The following is a 15,906-nucleotide window of genomic DNA, read 5'->3' as shown; positions in this document are numbered from 1 at the left end:
CCGAGGTCATTGACCGCCTGTGGAAGCGACGCGCGTTCTGGCGTTGTGTCAGTCATTTGTCCTGCCCCTGTCCTTCATTTTGTTCTCGCGCTCTGTTGTCTTGTGATCTAAAGGCTTTCCGCTCGTCAGCCGTGCAATGACCATTAGCGCGTCGCCCATGGTGTCGTATGGCCGCACGTCTGGGAGGGACTGTCCTGTCATCACCTGCGCCGTCTCGCTCAACATTTTGAGTAACGCACCCCCTCCCGCCCAGAGTCTTGCGGTCTCGGCTGGTCTCCAGATGGTGGCACGGGCGTGTACCACAGCACCGGCTCGCCTTGCCTCGCTCGCAACGTACAGAAACCCACCCCACGTCAGTTCCGGCAGGGCATACACATCGGCAGAGAGTCGCCCGATATTTGGGATGTAGACGTCTCTCGACATCGCAATGAGAACTGCGCGCTGCCCGTCGCTCATTTGTGCCCAGGCCTCTCCGAGCTGCGCTGCGAAATGCTCGCTGTAATAACGGATCGATAGAGCGTGCAGCTTGGCTGAGAAATCAAAATCCCGGGATAGTCGGTATAGGAGAGCCCTGGCGAAAGATATTAGGTCTTCCCGGTACTTCCTGTAATACTCCTCTGCCCGAGGCGTCGCGGAGTATGGGTCGTGAAGGGGCGTTCCCGGGAGGGCATCTTTCAGTGCGAGGAATGTATGAATTAGTGGGTCAGTTTCGGATTCCGTGATGCCAAGCTCAGGAAACTCATTTGGATACTGATTGAGGACGACAAGTGCGTCGGTGTAGGTATTTGCTGAGAACGGATCCTGCGAGAGATCGTACGTAGCCTTGTGTAAGGCATAGCGCAGCTTATGTCCACGGGTTGCACCTGCCAGTCTTTCAAGAGCGTCGGTTTCGACAAGCCAACGACGAAGCCGACTTTCCACGAACCACCACGGCAGGTGGGCCTGGATGATATCGCGCAGGGTCTCGCTCGTGACCGCTTTGAAAAACGGCATTCTGCCTGAGACGGCCTCTCCATAGAAGCTCGTGACATATGCCCAGTATGTGAGGAGGATTGGGCTTACGTCATACTTCTTCGCATACTTTGCGATCGTGATGCCGATGGGGTACTTCTCATATACGCTCGGCGCGTTGAGACGAATGCGTTGGAGGATGATGGCAGTGCGGCGACGGTCGGCGTGCTCCTGGGCCCCCAAAAGCGCCGCGAGGTCCCCCGAGGCCTCGAGGCTTTGGAGGGCGTCCTGGGCTGCAGCAGCCTTGTCGTCCTCCGAGAGGAATAATTCATGGAGTCGTACCGTTAGCGGTCGTTCCATGAAGGTCCACTCAAGCATCCAGAGCGCGGCTATTGCCCATGAGGTGAGGAACAGCTTGCGGAGGATGCCGACGGGGTCGACGCCGTTGCTTCCCTGGGTTAAGAGCGTGAGGCACGTATACAGGGCGACAGTTAGCCCGAGGTTCAGGAACAGAATGAACGCGATCCCGTTCCAGCCGAATAGGTCAAGTAACGGCTCGTACTCGAAGGCACGCAGGTCATACAGTACATAGCCTTCGAGAGCCAGCAGTGTCAGGCCGGCAGCTGAGAATGCCGCCAGAGCGACCTGTCTGATGTAGTGCCACATGAGTTGGCTACGGGGCCTCTGGCAAATTTACGCGCAGCGAATAGCCTCCGCGCTTATCGTCCATTGTAGCGTCCATGCGTCAACCTGTGACCGCCACATGGCGGAAGAGAACGTGTGGTCAGCCTCCGCGAGCTCATGGGTCGACACCCGCGGCTCCTTCATCAGCCGCCGCCAGCCGGGAGAGGTGCGGATCGTGTCCCGGAACTCGTCGGCCGTCAGGTCGCGGCCGCTCAGGATGATCAGCACTGGGCCGCGGAAGCGCGCAAAGCTACTCGCCATGCGCTCGGGGAGCGGTGCCCCGCCGTCGTCCGCAGCGGCAGATTGAGCTCGGACTGTTGTTGCCTCTTGTCCGGCGGAGCGGGGCGTCACGTGAAAGGCTGCCGCGAGGTTCTCCCACAGGGAGCGCAATGACCCGCGGTAGTCGAACGTTCCTGTCAGGAGTTTTCGCCACAGGTCCCGGTTGAAGAGCCGAGCCAGGTAGTAGTGCTTCACATAGGCCCGGGCCGCGCCGGCCTCGGTGCGAACCCAGGGATTCAGCAGGACCAGCCCTCGCACTCGGGCGTCCGTGTGAGCGTAGAACAGGGCCGCCGAGGCCGCGTCACAAAGACCCCAGATCACCACCTCCTGCAACTCCGGCAACTCGTGCTGGAATGCATCGATAGCCGCCCGCAGGTCGTCTCCGACCGCCTCAAACGTGCGAGGTGCCCCTTCGCTGTCCCCCATGCCGCGGTAGTCGAACCGCAAGACGGGGATACCGGACGCCGCGAGCGCACGGGCGAGAAGGACGAACTGGCGGTGGCTCCCCACCCGATACTGGGGACCGCCGACCACGATCAGGACACCGCGTGGGCTTGGCTCGGAGCTGGGGTGCAGGATGCCCAGGAGGAGATCAGCGCCGCACGCGAATTGCACCGGCCGCTCGCCAGAGGGGCCCTGGACAGGGGCCTGCGCTGGTGAGCCCGCCGTGTTCATCGTGGCGGTGTCCGAAGGAGTGCCACGGTAGCACCAACCAGCTCCGGCGCCACCGCGATCTCCTGTGTGGACCAGAACGGCTCGCCTGCCACAACCGAGGTGGTGATGGGAACGCCCCCTTCCGCCAGGCCGGTGGTTACCCGGGCCGGGCCGGGCGGGAGCTCCCGGACTTCACCGCCCGAGACCTCGAGCCAGGCCACTGGCCGGCCAGCGGCCAACAGGTCCTCGGCTAGCGAGCAGCCGAGGAGTCCCCTGGCGAGTCCGGGCGCGATCCGGTAGCCCGCCACCTCCAGGGTCTCCCCGGCAAGGAGACGGGTCTGCAGGTCCCTGACGGTCTCCTTTTCCCCGCCCCGGAACAGGGCGCCTGCCGTCCGGAGCCGAAGGAACTGAGTGAGCCAGACCTCCCCCTTCGGGACCGGCTGCCAGAGCAGGAGTCGTTCCACGACCGCCCCCGCCTCGCGCGCGGCGGCTCCCGCCAGCAGCGCCCCGCCCCGCAAGCCCCAAAGGGTCACCCGATCGCAGTGTGACCCTGCCCAGGCAAGAGCCACGCGAACGTCCGCCAGCCACGCGTCCCAGGTAGCGTCCCCGAAATCCCCCGCGCTGTCGCCCGTGCCGAAGAGGTCGAACACCAGGGTCCCGAAACCGTCTCTCGCAAGAGCCCGGGTCTGGAGTGCGACCATGCGCCGACTCTTGTTCATCTCCTCGGCGAAAGCAGGGCAATGGACCACGATCGCGCGCGGATCTGCACCCGTGGCCGGCGGAACGTACACCGCAAAGAGCGGCCCGAACTCCCCTGCCAGATAGAAAGGCCTCATCAGGCGGAGACCCCCCGACGGAGTTTCGTCGCGGTCAGCACGATGGTCCCCAGAAAACCGCCGAAGACCGCCAGGGCAGGCCCCCTCGCCGCATCTTCAGCCCCCTCTTCCCTCGCCCGCTCAGGCAAGCTTCCGCTCCACGAAATCGGCCAGACTTCCGACCGTCTGGAACACCTCCGCATCGATCTCGTCGTCATCCACGGCAAACCCGAATCGCTCCTCCAGACTGGTAACCACCACCACCACCGCCATGGAATCGAACTCGGGAATGGAGCCAAGCAACCGCGATTCCGAAGTCAACGATCGAGCGCGCTCGCCCAGTTGAAGGCTCGACGCGATGATGTCGATGACCGCGACCACCGTATCTGTTGCGTTCATACCGGCTGACTCCTTGCGCTCATATCTCCCCCGACTCGGGCGAGGCCTGGGACCGCACACCGCGGATCGCCCGCATGAACCGCTTGGTCGCCCCGAGCAAGAGCCCCCTCGGCGAACGGCGGAACACGATATGCGTGACGTGCTTCCGCACGCTGCTTGTCCAGTCGCTCTTGTGCCGCATCCTGTCCCCGAGAAAGTCGTACTCCGCGAAACCCTCCTCCACCGCCCTGCGGACCGACGCAGCGATACTGACAAACCCGGGCCTCTCCTTGGCGAGCGCTTCGTCAAAAGAGGTCTTCATCTGCCCTACCTGCCCCCCAGCGGCGTAACAGAGGCTGTACGCAATAGGCCTGCCCTCCCGGACGAGCACGTTCGCGAACAGAATACCTGCCTGGGCCAGGACGGGGAGGAGAAGCTCGTAGTAGCGCAACTCCTCCGGCCGCGCCGAGATGTTCATTCCCTCCTGGGCTTTCCAGCTCCGGTCCTCAATCGCGACCATCTGCTCCAGGAGGGTCCGCCAGTCATCCAGACCCCGATACCATCGCATCTCGTCCCCGTCATGGTCGTCGAGATGGCGCTCCGCCCTTCGCAGACCGTAGCGGAAACTCTTCTTTCGAGCCACGACGAAAGGCTCCCACTCCAACGGTAAACTCAGAAAAGGGGACAGCTCTCCAGGGTGCATCAGCCTGACGCCCACTGCCGGCGAAGTCAGTGCCCGCAGGTCCCTGTCCGTGCGACCTCCAACGACGACGTTGTCCACCACCAGCGCGTCCCAAACATATCTCCCTGCGTGCCGCAGAAAAGCATCCAGATACTCAGCCCCCGCATTCAGGGCGAGGACCTCCTGATGGTAGGAGACCAGGTTGCCGACAAGCTCGAGGGTCCGAACGGGGAGCCCGCCCATCTGCCTGCGGCGCAGCAGGAAAGGCACGACCGCCACCAGCGCATCGTTTCGGGTGAACAAGCACACCCGAACCTGCTCCAGAACCCCCCAAGCCTCTGCCGCACACTCCAGCCAATCGGGGCGCAACGACGGATTGTTACCTCCCCCCTCGACCAGAGCCGTCCACTGTTTCCGCGAGGAACTACCGACATCGCGCCAAGCCAGATCGACCAGGCGGGCGCCGGAACTCCGAGCGCCGGAAAGATCGCCGCCCCGCATACTCCCTTCAGTCCTCCGTCCCATCGGATGCTTCTCCAGGTTCAGACACGGCCCAGACATTCCGACGAATTCCCCTCACGACTTCCGCCACCCGTCTCAGAGCCGCCCACCTGTACAGCCCGGCGTGGAAGACTGTGCGTTGCTCCGTAGCCCAGGCCAACTGTTCCCTCGTTGCCTTGGTGTAGAACTCCACCCGCTTGGGTCCCGGTAACCCAGCCAGGTGCTTCAGCATCTCATACAAAAGAAGGCGGCCGGGCGCGTACTCGGACATCTCCTCGTCGTAGGTGGTCTTCAAAACGATTCGGAAGCCCTCGTTGCCGATCAGAAGCCTCGATGCAGCCAAGCGACCACCTATCCACAGCTCGAACACATCAGCCCTTCCGCCCGCCCCGAACAACTCCATCACCGCCGCATAGAATTTTCCCTGGGCATTATTCTCATTCAGCGCGGTTCCCTGCTGCCCCTTCCAGCCCCGGCTTTCGATCTCCCCATACCGCGCCACCGCCTCGCGCAACTCGGTGACCGCAGAGACCCGACGAAGCTCCGGAGACCCTCCCAGAGCTTCTGCTCGGCGACGATACTTCCCGATGTTCTTCCGCAAATTTCGTGAACGCCCCTCGGAATACTCCTGGAAGCCTCCGTCCAGGTTCATCGCCATCGTCACGGCGTACGGAACCCCAAGCATTTCTTTTCTGTCTTCGCCGGGGGCAAACGGGCTGTATCGAGGATCCTGACAGAGGAAATCAATCGCCACCGCAGGATCCTGAATCGCGGCCAGCATCTCCCTCGCCACCGCATACTCCCCCACCAGAACGGGCGCCATCTGCGTCTGAGCCGGCAAGAACGTTTGCCAGAACCCAGGGCGCCGGCGCACGAGGATCGCGGCAGCCACTAGTCCCTCCCCGCCTCGGCACGCGACTATCTGTTCGTCGCCGGTGCCCCAATAATCCAGAAGAGGCTCTACGAATCTCCGGTCGAGAAACGGGTGTCCAGCCCAGAGCCGTCGGTTCAGCTCGTCCCATTCTCCCCAGAACGCACCCGTTGCCTCCCGCGCGGGGAAAAAGGACCAGTCACCAGACGCCCCCCTCATGGACAAGCCCCTGCGGATCGCGTCATGCCAGAACCGCTGCCAAAGTCTCCGCCATCCACTCCCTGTCCGCCGGGCGAAGATCCTCGTGACACGGCAACTGCAGAAGGGAGTGACGATACGACTGACTGACCGCGCAGTCGGACGCCGCGAGCTCGTCCCATCGCCAGATCGGCATTCCCCGGTACTTCAGCCTTCGGAAGTCCTCTGCCGGATGATGGAGCAGCACTGGGAACGCGTACGGCACCACCCCCTCGGCCAGGTCCCCGTAGAGCGGCCTGGCGCGCCCGAGCGCCGAACAGCGTTCCAGCAGTAGTCGGTAATTCTCCCTCCGGACAGCCGCCATCCGCCGAAAATCCACCAGCCGAAATGCGGCCTTCGCGACCCACGTCATGTCCGCGCGCGCATCCGCCGCATCGAACCACCGCAGGGAGCGGCCCACACCAGCCTGAGACTCCCCGCTATCCCTCGCCATCGGCGGAGTCTCCACGCCCTCCACCCTCATGACGTCGGGGGTCTCCCCCCCGGGGTCCCCAGAGCCTCGATACACGTGCCGCACGGCTCTCTCGACGACGCGGTACAGCGCCCGTGCTTGCCGCCCCAGTCCGGGCCGCGCCATGGCTGGCCAATTCACGGGCCCCGCGTTGCTGCACACCACCCCACCGTCGGGCCCGGGACAGAACTTCCAGGTGCTGCCAACCGCGAAATGCCCCACGCATCCGGGCGGGTCATCGTTGCCATCACCCGCCAGTGCATGGGCACAGTCCTCGATGAGGACCGCCCCATGCTCATCACAAAGCGGCCGGACCCCGGAAAGCCCTTCCGGAAAACCGAAAAAACGCGTCGCCAGCACAGCCTTTGCTCCCTTCCTCAGGCGCGCCGTCAAGTCCCCCAGGTCCACCTGAAGGTCGTCCCGCAGGTGATAGAACTCCACTTCCGCCCCGAGCCATAACGCTGGCTCGACCATCGAGCCGCAATGGTAGGCTGGGAGCAGAACCCGATCGCCCGGCCCAACACCGGCGCCCCTCATCGCGAGCCCGATCGCATATCGGCCTGCCGCAACGCTCCTGCACCGTGGACCGAGAAACCTGCTGTACCTCCCCCTGCCCCGGTCACCCGCTCCGCGTCCAAACCAAACCGGCGTCATCTCGAAGCGCGACCGCGGAAAAAGCCCCGCCTCCGCATCCAACTCCTGAAAGGAAACCTCACGCACGACCTACCGCCCCATTTCCCCGTTCCTCAGCCTCAATCACCGCCAGCCCTCACCTTGCACCACTCACACCGAACAAACGCCCCCTGAGCCCCCCTACCAGCCCCGTCACCTCATCCCAGAGAGCATGCCTCCTCATCTTCAGCCCCAGCAACCAACACACACCCGTCAGAACGCCCCCGAAGAGCCCAAACCCCACATAATTCTCCTCTCCCAAGGGCGCCACCATGGACCAACCCCAGACGGGCAGCACCGCAAAGAAAGCCACCTCCGCGCTCGGCCGAACCGCCCGAACGACGTCCCCGAACAGAAGATTGACGCCTGTCCCGAGATACCACTGCGCCAACCCTGCACCCACCAACGCCGCGCCGAGCAAACCCCAACCCGCCCCGGCGAGCCCAAAGGGAATCGCCCCGAGCAACCCCACTACCCGGGCAAGCTGCGTCCAGACCTGCAGCGAGCTACTCTCCCGCGCCTTACCGACCGCGAGCAGCGCCTCCTTCGCTGGAAAATACAACAACTCCACCGCAGCGGCAGCACAAAGAATCCTGGCAAGCCCCACCGCCTCCAACCACTGCGGCCCATAAACCAGCCGAATCACTGAGAATGACGCGACGGCCATAAACAAAAGGAACGCCCACCCCACCCCCGTCAGGTAGGACATCGTCCTGAGCAGCCCCCTTACCGGAGTTCCCTCCACCCTCACCCCGGAGGCGAAGTACGGAAGACACACCCGCATAATCGACCGCAGCACCAACCGATGAAAGATTTCCACGACCCCATAAGCCCGACCGAACATCCCGACCGCGGCGGCCCCCTCCGCCCTACCAATAATCAACTCCGGAGCGCCCCTTCCAATTTCACCCACGATATAAATTCCGCTCACAAACCTTCCAAACTGAAACACCCTCCGTATCCCCTTCAGGCCAGGCCAGCGCGGAAGCTTCTCTGGCCGGAGATAAACCGTGATCGCGACCGCTACCGCGACACCGGCAACCGACGACCACGCGAGGCTCATGTGCCCATGGCCCCGAAGCGCCAAGCCCACGGAAACAACGAATGACAACACGCTCGCAAAAACATTCGCAATGAAAATCGGGAGGAAATTCAGTTCCCTTCGAAACCACGCCATGGTCACCGCGCCGAAGGGTATGAGCACGAAGCTCAGCGACTGAACCCTCATCACATCCGCAACGCCCTCCTGCCTGTAGAACTCCGCCGCCGAAGACGCGCTGAAGAACAGAGCGCCCGCCATCAGCCACGAAATCCCGATATTTACCGTCAATGCCGCCCGAAATGACTCCTCTCCAAGCTCGCTCTCCTGTATCAAATACTCCGCAACCCCGAAATCCCGGACGGTGCTAGCAAGCGACGCGAACACCGCCGCCACCGCAAACACCCCCATTTGCTCCGGAGTCAACAACCGGGCAATCACCACCGTCCCGGCTAATTGAAAGAAGATCGCGACCCAACCCTCCAGGGCCGAGTACACAAGCGACCGCCGGACGGCGCTCATCGCTCGCCCATCCGAACACTTACCAACTCGGCCTCCAGCCCAGCACGACCGCCCCGATATACGCGAGCGTCCTGATGTTCCACGGCTCCAGAGCACCAGCCCTGAGCAGCGCCCCTAATGCCGTGGCCTTGTCTCCAACACGCGCATGGCTGAAGGCAAAGTCCACGTGATACTTCGCGAGCTGCCCATAAAACGCCCTACGCGTGAGACACTTTCCATCGGGGCTGCATAGGCCCCACCTGTTTGCCGCCCTCCGTAGAATATCCGTTCTATAGTCGAAGTCTCTGACCTTTCTGTTGCCCTGTCCCGGATGTTGTCGGTAGAGAGTGCTAGCACTCGAAAGCTTGACGAACCTGTATTCGCGTGACAGCCTGAGCCACAAATCCCAGTCCTCCCCATATGGGAGAGATGGGTCGAACGTCCCGCACTTCTCGAACGCCTCCTTCCGAAACACGGCCGTGCTAGTCAGCATCCAGCAGTCCAGAAGAAACTGGTGATAAATCCATCCGGAAAACGCCTGCTCGATACCCTCTCCGAAGCGTGAGCGGTCCATGCTCAGGGGCGCCGGATACACCCCTTCGGCATCAACCTCCCAAGGCATAAAACTCGTATACGCAACCCCAAAGCCTGCCTCTCTTTCGAGCAGCCCAACTTGCTGCTCCAACTTTTCCGGAAACCAATAGTCGTCTTGATCCAGTAGCGCGATGTACAACCCCGTTGCCTCGCCAATCCCCCGATTCCGGGCGACGCATACACCCGCATTATCCTGGGTCACCACTCGAACGGGCTTACCGAATCTCAACGCCAAGCGTCCCGTCCCATCCACGGAGCCATCGTCGACTACAATGACCTCCAGGTCGTTGAGCGACTGCCCCAATACACTCTCTATCGTCTGCCCGATGAACCGCTCGCAGTTGTGCGCCGGAATCACTACGGATACGAGTGGCCTCTTGGCACTCATGCGACCAGAATCTCCAGGACGTTCATTCCCATGGATATCCACGCCCGCACCTAATTACACCCGTCTACCATCCTCGCACCCCCCCTCGGCTAGACGGCTCCCCTTCGAACGCCCTGTCTGCGCAGCGCTCGCACACCCACCAACCCAAGACCAGCCGTCGTAGACAAAAACACCAGGAACGAAAGGAAGAATCCGGCCGCCGTGAGTCTCAGGGCCCAAATGGCGTCACCATTGGTTTCAGTCTTCATAATAAGGAGTCGCGGCGCCATTCCACACAGCATTGCGGCAACCTGCTCAGCCGACCGCCCGAACTGCGCCGCCCACCTCACCACGGGATGTCTGTCGTACTCGAGCACATTATTCGCCAGACCCAAAAACAGCCGGTCTGCGCCTCTCCGGTAGTAGTTCAGCGCCGTATCCCGGTCCGGAAACGAGAATGCCTCCTCGTCGATGACCTCGACCCTTACGCGCTCCCTTCCTGAGCCACCTCGAAGCGTCTCTACGAGCTCCAGGACTGAAAGCGGGATCCCGGTATTTGCGTCTAACACGTAAAAGGAAAAGAACGAATCCAGAAACATCCATTTCCCGCGCGCGGTGTCGTAGATTTCGTTGAATGCATGACCGTCCCCGCTGAAGTCTCCGAAGGACATACCCCACTCACGCACGGCGATCCCTGCCGCGTACGCGAGGCCATTCAGCACCTGCGAGTAGTCAGAGCAGTATCCGCCGCCCGTCCGGCGAATCGCTAGGTAAGCGCTCACCGTGTCCGTCTGAATGGCACCTCCCTTGACCTTCGTTCCATCGCTGAGGTGCCTGGCGAGCCTAAGCGCCTTGTCCCACTCATTCAGATGGGCGCCACCATTACCCAACAGCTCATTCACTACCTCGCTGAACGCCGCAGGGCCTGGCCCAGCCTCCTGTTGGAAGCTTCTGGGCGCATTCTCTGGGGTCCAGAGAAACTCCGACTTCGGCGCCACCCTCGCGAGGAGTGCATTCCGGACCTGAAGAAGCTTCTGCGGGTCGGCTGAAAACGAAACCAGCCACGAGAGCGATCCGGCCCACGCGAGCAAAAGCACCAGTATCGCGGCAACACGGCTCCGACGGCTCGGGTCCAACCTGCGCTCTCCGCCAGCCTGCCGGCCCAATACGCCGGACCCCCTACGCATCCCCACCTAGATCGCCCTCTCGCCACTCCGTGGCTCAGGTAAGTGCGCCGTGCTTTCCCATCCCCCTTCGGCGCTTTCTCGGCCCTCGTTATCTGTCTGTAGCCAGAGGTCGCTTGCGATCATCAGGATCGCAATGAACCAAACTCGCACTTCAAGTTTCAGGTAGTCTACGAACATGTCTCCTGTGAAGACCGCCACAATGACGGCAGCAACACCTGCGAGAAGAATCTCTCCGAAGGAGTCCGATCCTTTCAATGCCCTCCGGAGCCGAACAATCCTCTTTGCGGTCCACGTCACGAGTGCGGCATAGAAAACTGCGCCTGGCACACCCTGCTCCGAAACGAGGCTCATAAAGGTGTTGTGCGAGGACGCCCCAGACTCGGCCAGGCCTTCCGTGGGCCGCCAGTAAAGGTCAGGAAGGTAGCTCGGGAGGAGATACGGCGTCGCCCGGTGTCCGTGTCCCAGAGGGTTGTCTCGAAACATGCCCGCTTGGGCCAGGATGATTCGCAGCCGGCCCGACCCTGTGTCTGTCTCTTCCACCTCGGCGCCGAGGTATTTTATGGTGCCTATCCGCCCCCAGAACTGCGGGTTCGCCAGCATAAGAAAAACGACCACGGCAAGTGCCCCGAGACCGTAGATCATCTTCCGATGGCGGGCAGGCGCGAAGAGTGCGAAGGCGGCGCTCCCCAAGGTGAGGGCTAGAAACCCTCCCCGGCTGGCCGTCCGCACCAATCCGTCGAGAAGGAACGGGGCCACGCCGGCCAATCCCACACGCGATCGCCACTTGCTGGCCAGGAATAGGACACCGATCGCGAAGAAGCCTGTTGCCAACGTGAGGGCCCCGGCGTTTGCTTCCGAGATGTCGGGGCCCCTGAAGCCTTCAAACCGACCCCCCGTGTACGCCGTGAAGGCTGTCCACCCCATATAGAAGCATCCCGCCACATGGCTCCATAGGAACACCCGCAGGCTGTACTCGGTCCGGAGTATGCGATACATGACATAGAGGAGAACCAAGTATTTCACATACAAGATCAGAAGTACCCACTGCTTCTCCGGGATCAACGCCCAGGCAAATTGGATTCCCAGCCAGACGACCAGCAACACATACAGCCAGGGTATCCCCTGTTTCCAGAAGCCGTTCACGGCTGGAAGTCTTCTGCCATGAATCCACACGCTTGCGAGGGTGATTGCAGCGGCGATGAGCGACCACCTCACTCCCCCAAAGACTGCGCCCCACCACGCAGAGGGCGGGTGGAGGTAAAAGACTCCTATGTATGTGACAAGCCCGTAGATGGGCTGACGCACCAGGGACAGGATGCAGCCGCCCAGAAACGCGATGAGAAAGGCAACGCTCGTCAGGGTCAAGGGATCCGCACTCCAACGCCGCGCGAACGCCAGCGAGGGGAAGGTGGCTGGCCGTCAGGGATAGGCACGCTCAGAGCCCGACAGAGGGCCTCAGTCCTTTTCGTTCTTTCGGGTTGCTTCCAGCCGGGCGAGTTTGTTCCTCAGACCCGGCAGGGGATATCCCAGCTTGTAGGCCTGGTTTGCGTATTTGCGGGCAGAAGGAAGGTCTCCGGCATCGATGTAAGCAAGCCCCAGAAAATAGTTCAACTCCGCCGACTTGCCTTTCGTAGTTTCGTTTCCGCGGAGCAATGCGTCCCGTGCCTCGTCGTTGCGCCCGAGTTCGCGCAGAACCAGGTACATCGCCGTGTAGGACGCCTCATGCGTGGGTTCTTCCTTGATGGCTCGCTCTAGAAACTCCTTGGCTCTTTCGTAGTCTTTCAGGCCACGGTATGCAAGGCCCAGCGTAGTCCCCATCTCTCCGCGCAGGGGATGGTTCGATGGCGTGGGGGCGTAGCAAAAAGTAGTTTCGTCGATTGCTTTACTGTACATATACGCGGCCCGGTCCTGGTGCGGCTCTGCACGAGCACGTGCCAGCCACGTTATTCCTGCGCAGTAATGCCAGAATCCGTTAATCTGCGGATTTGTCCGGGCCCGAGTCATGGCCTCATGGGATATTCTCGTAGCGAATGGACTTCTACGGCCCACGTCCGTCGTCACGTAGAGTTCCTGACACCATCTCGGCCACGCTGTAAATTCTGTCTCTGAGAGTGTGAAGTCGTATGGGAAGACACTGTCCGGAACGGACATGAGCAATCCCAGGGCAACGAAGAACTTCACGATCATCCCGCGCAAGGGCGTTCTCTGTTCATAACCGTTCATTCGTGATGCCGCTGGCAAGGGCCCGCGCTCCGTACTCGCACCCCAGGTCGCTCGAATCATGGTCTCCTCCGCATCCCGTATCGTCGTTAACGCCCATTTTCGGCAGGAGAGGTCTTGCGCCGTCGGTAGATGTTTCCAGTCTCCGACAGGCGCTTACGGTTGTCGGGCCGACTCTCCGTTGTTGCGCTTACAGCATCGGCTCCTGTCAGGCTGGCGAAAGGCTCCAGAACTCCTCTACAAGGCGATCGATTCTTGGGGGCCAGCCATTCTGTCGGGCGTAGGCGAGTATGGCGGCGCGATCCCAGGGTCGGGATAGTGCGTCCCGCAGGGCATTCTCGAGTGCAGCCTGGTCTCCGAGGGGCACAAGAGTACCCACGTTCTTCGAGCTCACTACTTCAGGATTGCCGCCAACCCGCGTGGTCACCACGGGAAGTCCGCATGCCATGGCCTCGAGCAGGACATTCGCCCAGCCTTCGCGCGCGGTGGCGAGCACGAAGACATCGGCTGCCGATAGCACCCACTTGAGCCTCGGTGGCGGGACGGCCCCGAGGAAGCGTACCACGCCGTCGAGACCGAGGTCCCTCGCCTGGCGCTCCAGGCGGGGCCGCCAGTCTCCGACGGGTGTTGCGCCTCCTGCGATGAGGTAGACGAGGTTCGGCATCGTGTCCCGCAGGCGGGGCAGGAGTTCGATGACCCGGTGGAAACCCTTACCTTCTACGAGACCCCCAACCGACACCAGCACCGGAGACTGTAGTTGTAGTCCCAGTGCTTGGCGTGCTTCGACCCGATCAACTGGTTGAAAAGTCTCGAGGGCAACGCCGTTGCTGACGGTGACGGCCCTCCCTTGGTCGACGCCGAGTTCGACGGCCAGGGTACGCAGGGATTCGGAGACCGCGAACACCCGCTGTGCGTGCCGGAGCGCCCTTGCCAGCAGGGGGCGTAGAGACGGGTTCCGGGCCTGCACTTCTTCGTTGCCGCGAATGGTGATGGTTACCGGGAGATTGAGCCATTTCCCGAGCAGGCTCGCACCATAGCCGTCGGGATAGCCAAAGTGGGCGTCAATGACGGTAACGTCGTGGCGCTTCACCAGTCGGCGGACCCGGGGCAGGGTGGATGCTGCGAGGAGGAATCCGTCGGCCCGCTTGAGGATACCCGGCACACTCAGGAAACGGGGGTGGTGCACTGCATGCCTGCCCTGTTGCTCCACCCGTTTCGGCGTTGGCCGGAAGTAGGGGCGAGAGCGCCTGATGAAGCCTTGGAGGGGAAACCAAGGGACAGGGGCAACGAAGCAGACGGGGATTCGTTCCGCCACTCGGAACATCCGCTCCCTGACGAAGAGGCCGAGTTGAGGCTGCTTCTCGTTCGGAAAGGTCTGCGTGAAGACCAGCACCGAGGGTCCACGTCGCTCGCTCAAGGGTCGAGGATCCCCATGGGAATCGATGGCCGGGGACGCCTGCCGAGGCGCACGCGGGGACAGCTCCCGGCTATACTCTGCCGGGCCATTAAGCGGCTTGCGGGGTGTCGTGGCCTCGTCAGGGCGCTGGTAGACGCCAGTGCATTCACTGGCGCGGCGCGGCCAGGCGACGCCCCGAGCCTGCCGGCTGCAATTGGAGAAAACCTATGGGCTTGCTCTTCGAAGTGGTGTTCTGGTCCGCCATCTTCCTGTTGGTCTACCCGTACGTGGTCTACCCGCCCCTGCTTGGGCTCCTGGCCCGGCTGAATGCCCGCCGCGCCGGGGAAGCCGCCCGATTGGACGGCGTTCCGAGCATCACCCTCGTGGTGTCCGCCTACAACGAGGCAGACGTTATCGACCGCAAGATCGCGAACAGCCTTGCCATCGACTACCCCCGCGACCGCCTCGAGGTGCTGGTCGTCTCTGACGCGAGCGACGATGGCACCGATGACATCGTGCAGGCGTGGCAGGGCCGAGACGCTCGGATCCGGCTCGTGCGCCAGGAGGAGCGTCTCGGCAAGACCTCGGGCCTGAATCTCGCCATCGGCAATGCCCACGGGGAGGTCGTCGTGTTCTCCGACGCCAACGCGATGTACCGGACGGACGCACTCCGCAAGCTGGTCCGGCACTTCGCGGACCCCGAGGTCGGCTACGTCGTCGGTGCCCAGCTCTACAATCCTGGCGGCAACAGCGAGGCGACGGCGAGCGAGGGCCTCTACTGGCGCCTGGAACTGATGCTGAAGAGGCTCGAGTCCCGCTTCGATTCCGTGGTGGGGGGGGACGGCGCGATCTACGCCATCCGCCGCCGGCTCTTCTGGCCGCTCAAGCCCGACGACATCAACGACTTCGTGAACCCCCTGCAGATCGTAGCCGAGGGTTACCGCGGCCTCTTCGACCCCGAGGCCGTCTGCACGGAGGACGCGGCGGAGGGTTTCGCCAAGGAGTTTCGGCGCAAGCGCCGGATCGTCAATCGCAGCTGGCGCGCGGTGCGCCGCTACGGCCACTTGCTGAGCCCCAAGCGGCACACCCGGTTCCTGTTCCTGCTGGTCTCCCACAAGGTGATCCGCTGGTTCAGCCTGCCCATCTTTGCCGTGGCGCTGACCGCGAACCTCGCCCTGGTGCTGTCGGCCCCTAAGCCCCTCTACCTGCTCACCCTCACTGGTTTGGTGGTAGTCCTTGCCCTCGCCCTGCTGGGCCACGCCCTGGATCGCCGAGGCATTCGGATGCCAAGGCTCGTCTATCTGCCCTACTACTACTTCCTCGTCAACCTGGCGGCACTCCTCGGGATCTGGGACGAGGCCCGCGGCGTGCACCACGCGGTGTGGACCCACGTGCGCAGCGGTTGA

General features: G+C 62.5%; 14 protein-coding genes. 1 reads left to right on the top strand and 13 read right to left on the bottom strand.

Annotation, left to right across the window (positions count from 1 at the left end):
* Window positions 1-48: 48 nt before the first annotated feature.
* The 13 genes from KA217_00385 to KA217_00325 all read right to left on the bottom strand — a co-directional run bounded on the left by KA217_00385 (window position 49) and on the right by KA217_00325 (window position 14,428).
* Entirely contained in the window at window positions 49-1,617 is a 1,569-nt protein-coding gene (locus KA217_00385) for a hypothetical protein (GenBank protein ID MBP7710912.1), read from the bottom strand.
* Between the two features lie 27 nt (window positions 1,618-1,644).
* The gene (locus tag KA217_00380; protein ID MBP7710911.1) at window positions 1,645-2,589 is read right to left on the bottom strand and encodes a hydrolase 1, exosortase A system-associated; all 945 of its coding nucleotides are present in this window, start codon (window positions 2,587-2,589) and stop codon (window positions 1,645-1,647) included.
* A complete protein-coding gene (locus KA217_00375; GenBank protein MBP7710910.1) occupies window positions 2,586-3,404 on the bottom strand; it encodes a hydrolase 2, exosortase A system-associated in 819 nt (272 codons plus the stop codon). The genes KA217_00380 and KA217_00375 overlap by 4 nt, the downstream gene beginning before the upstream one ends.
* Window positions 3,405-3,524: 120 nt before the next feature.
* Window positions 3,525-3,782 (bottom strand): acyl carrier protein, encoded by a 258-nt coding sequence (locus KA217_00370; protein ID MBP7710909.1) that lies wholly within the window; start codon window positions 3,780-3,782, stop codon window positions 3,525-3,527.
* 19 nt (window positions 3,783-3,801) lie between these two features.
* Complete coding sequence (locus tag KA217_00365; GenBank protein ID MBP7710908.1) at window positions 3,802-4,722, bottom strand: GNAT family N-acetyltransferase; 921 nt, start codon at window positions 4,720-4,722, stop codon at window positions 3,802-3,804.
* Window positions 4,723-4,951: 229 nt separating this feature from the next.
* Complete coding sequence (locus tag KA217_00360; protein ID MBP7710907.1) at window positions 4,952-6,034, bottom strand: GNAT family N-acetyltransferase; 1,083 nt, start codon at window positions 6,032-6,034, stop codon at window positions 4,952-4,954.
* A gap of 22 nt (window positions 6,035-6,056) precedes the next feature.
* Entirely contained in the window at window positions 6,057-7,244 is a 1,188-nt protein-coding gene (locus tag KA217_00355) for a DegT/DnrJ/EryC1/StrS family aminotransferase (protein MBP7710906.1), read from the bottom strand.
* A gap of 49 nt (window positions 7,245-7,293) precedes the next feature.
* A complete protein-coding gene (locus KA217_00350) occupies window positions 7,294-8,757 on the bottom strand; it encodes a lipopolysaccharide biosynthesis protein (protein MBP7710905.1) in 1,464 nt (487 codons plus the stop codon).
* A 19-nt stretch (window positions 8,758-8,776) separates the two neighbouring features.
* Window positions 8,777-9,718, bottom strand: coding sequence for a glycosyltransferase (locus KA217_00345; protein ID MBP7710904.1), 942 nt, complete (start codon window positions 9,716-9,718; stop codon window positions 8,777-8,779).
* A gap of 89 nt (window positions 9,719-9,807) precedes the next feature.
* The gene (locus KA217_00340; GenBank protein MBP7710903.1) at window positions 9,808-10,833 is read right to left on the bottom strand and encodes a transglutaminase domain-containing protein; all 1,026 of its coding nucleotides are present in this window, start codon (window positions 10,831-10,833) and stop codon (window positions 9,808-9,810) included.
* A gap of 57 nt (window positions 10,834-10,890) precedes the next feature.
* Window positions 10,891-12,249 carry an O-antigen ligase family protein gene (locus KA217_00335; protein MBP7710902.1) on the bottom strand — a complete coding sequence of 453 codons (1,359 nt, stop codon included), beginning with the start codon at window positions 12,247-12,249 and terminating at the stop codon, window positions 10,891-10,893.
* Window positions 12,250-12,339: 90 nt separating this feature from the next.
* Window positions 12,340-12,777: a tetratricopeptide repeat protein gene (locus tag KA217_00330; GenBank protein MBP7710901.1), complete on the bottom strand. Its 438-nt coding sequence runs from the start codon at window positions 12,775-12,777 to the stop codon at window positions 12,340-12,342.
* Between the two features lie 535 nt (window positions 12,778-13,312).
* Window positions 13,313-14,428 carry a glycosyltransferase gene (locus KA217_00325; protein MBP7710900.1) on the bottom strand — a complete coding sequence of 372 codons (1,116 nt, stop codon included), beginning with the start codon at window positions 14,426-14,428 and terminating at the stop codon, window positions 13,313-13,315.
* A 299-nt stretch (window positions 14,429-14,727) separates the two neighbouring features.
* Here KA217_00325 and KA217_00320 point away from each other — a divergent pair, with 299 nt between their 5' ends.
* Window positions 14,728-15,906, top strand: a complete 1,179-nt coding sequence (locus KA217_00320) for a glycosyltransferase family 2 protein (GenBank protein ID MBP7710899.1) — start codon at window positions 14,728-14,730, stop codon at window positions 15,904-15,906.

Source organism: Gammaproteobacteria bacterium, from assembly GCA_017999615.1.
In the GTDB taxonomy this organism is placed as follows: domain Bacteria; phylum Pseudomonadota; class Gammaproteobacteria; order JAABTG01; family JAABTG01; genus JAGNLM01.
Note: the sequence above shows the minus strand (reverse complement) of the source record. Positions and strands in the feature narration are given on the sequence as shown.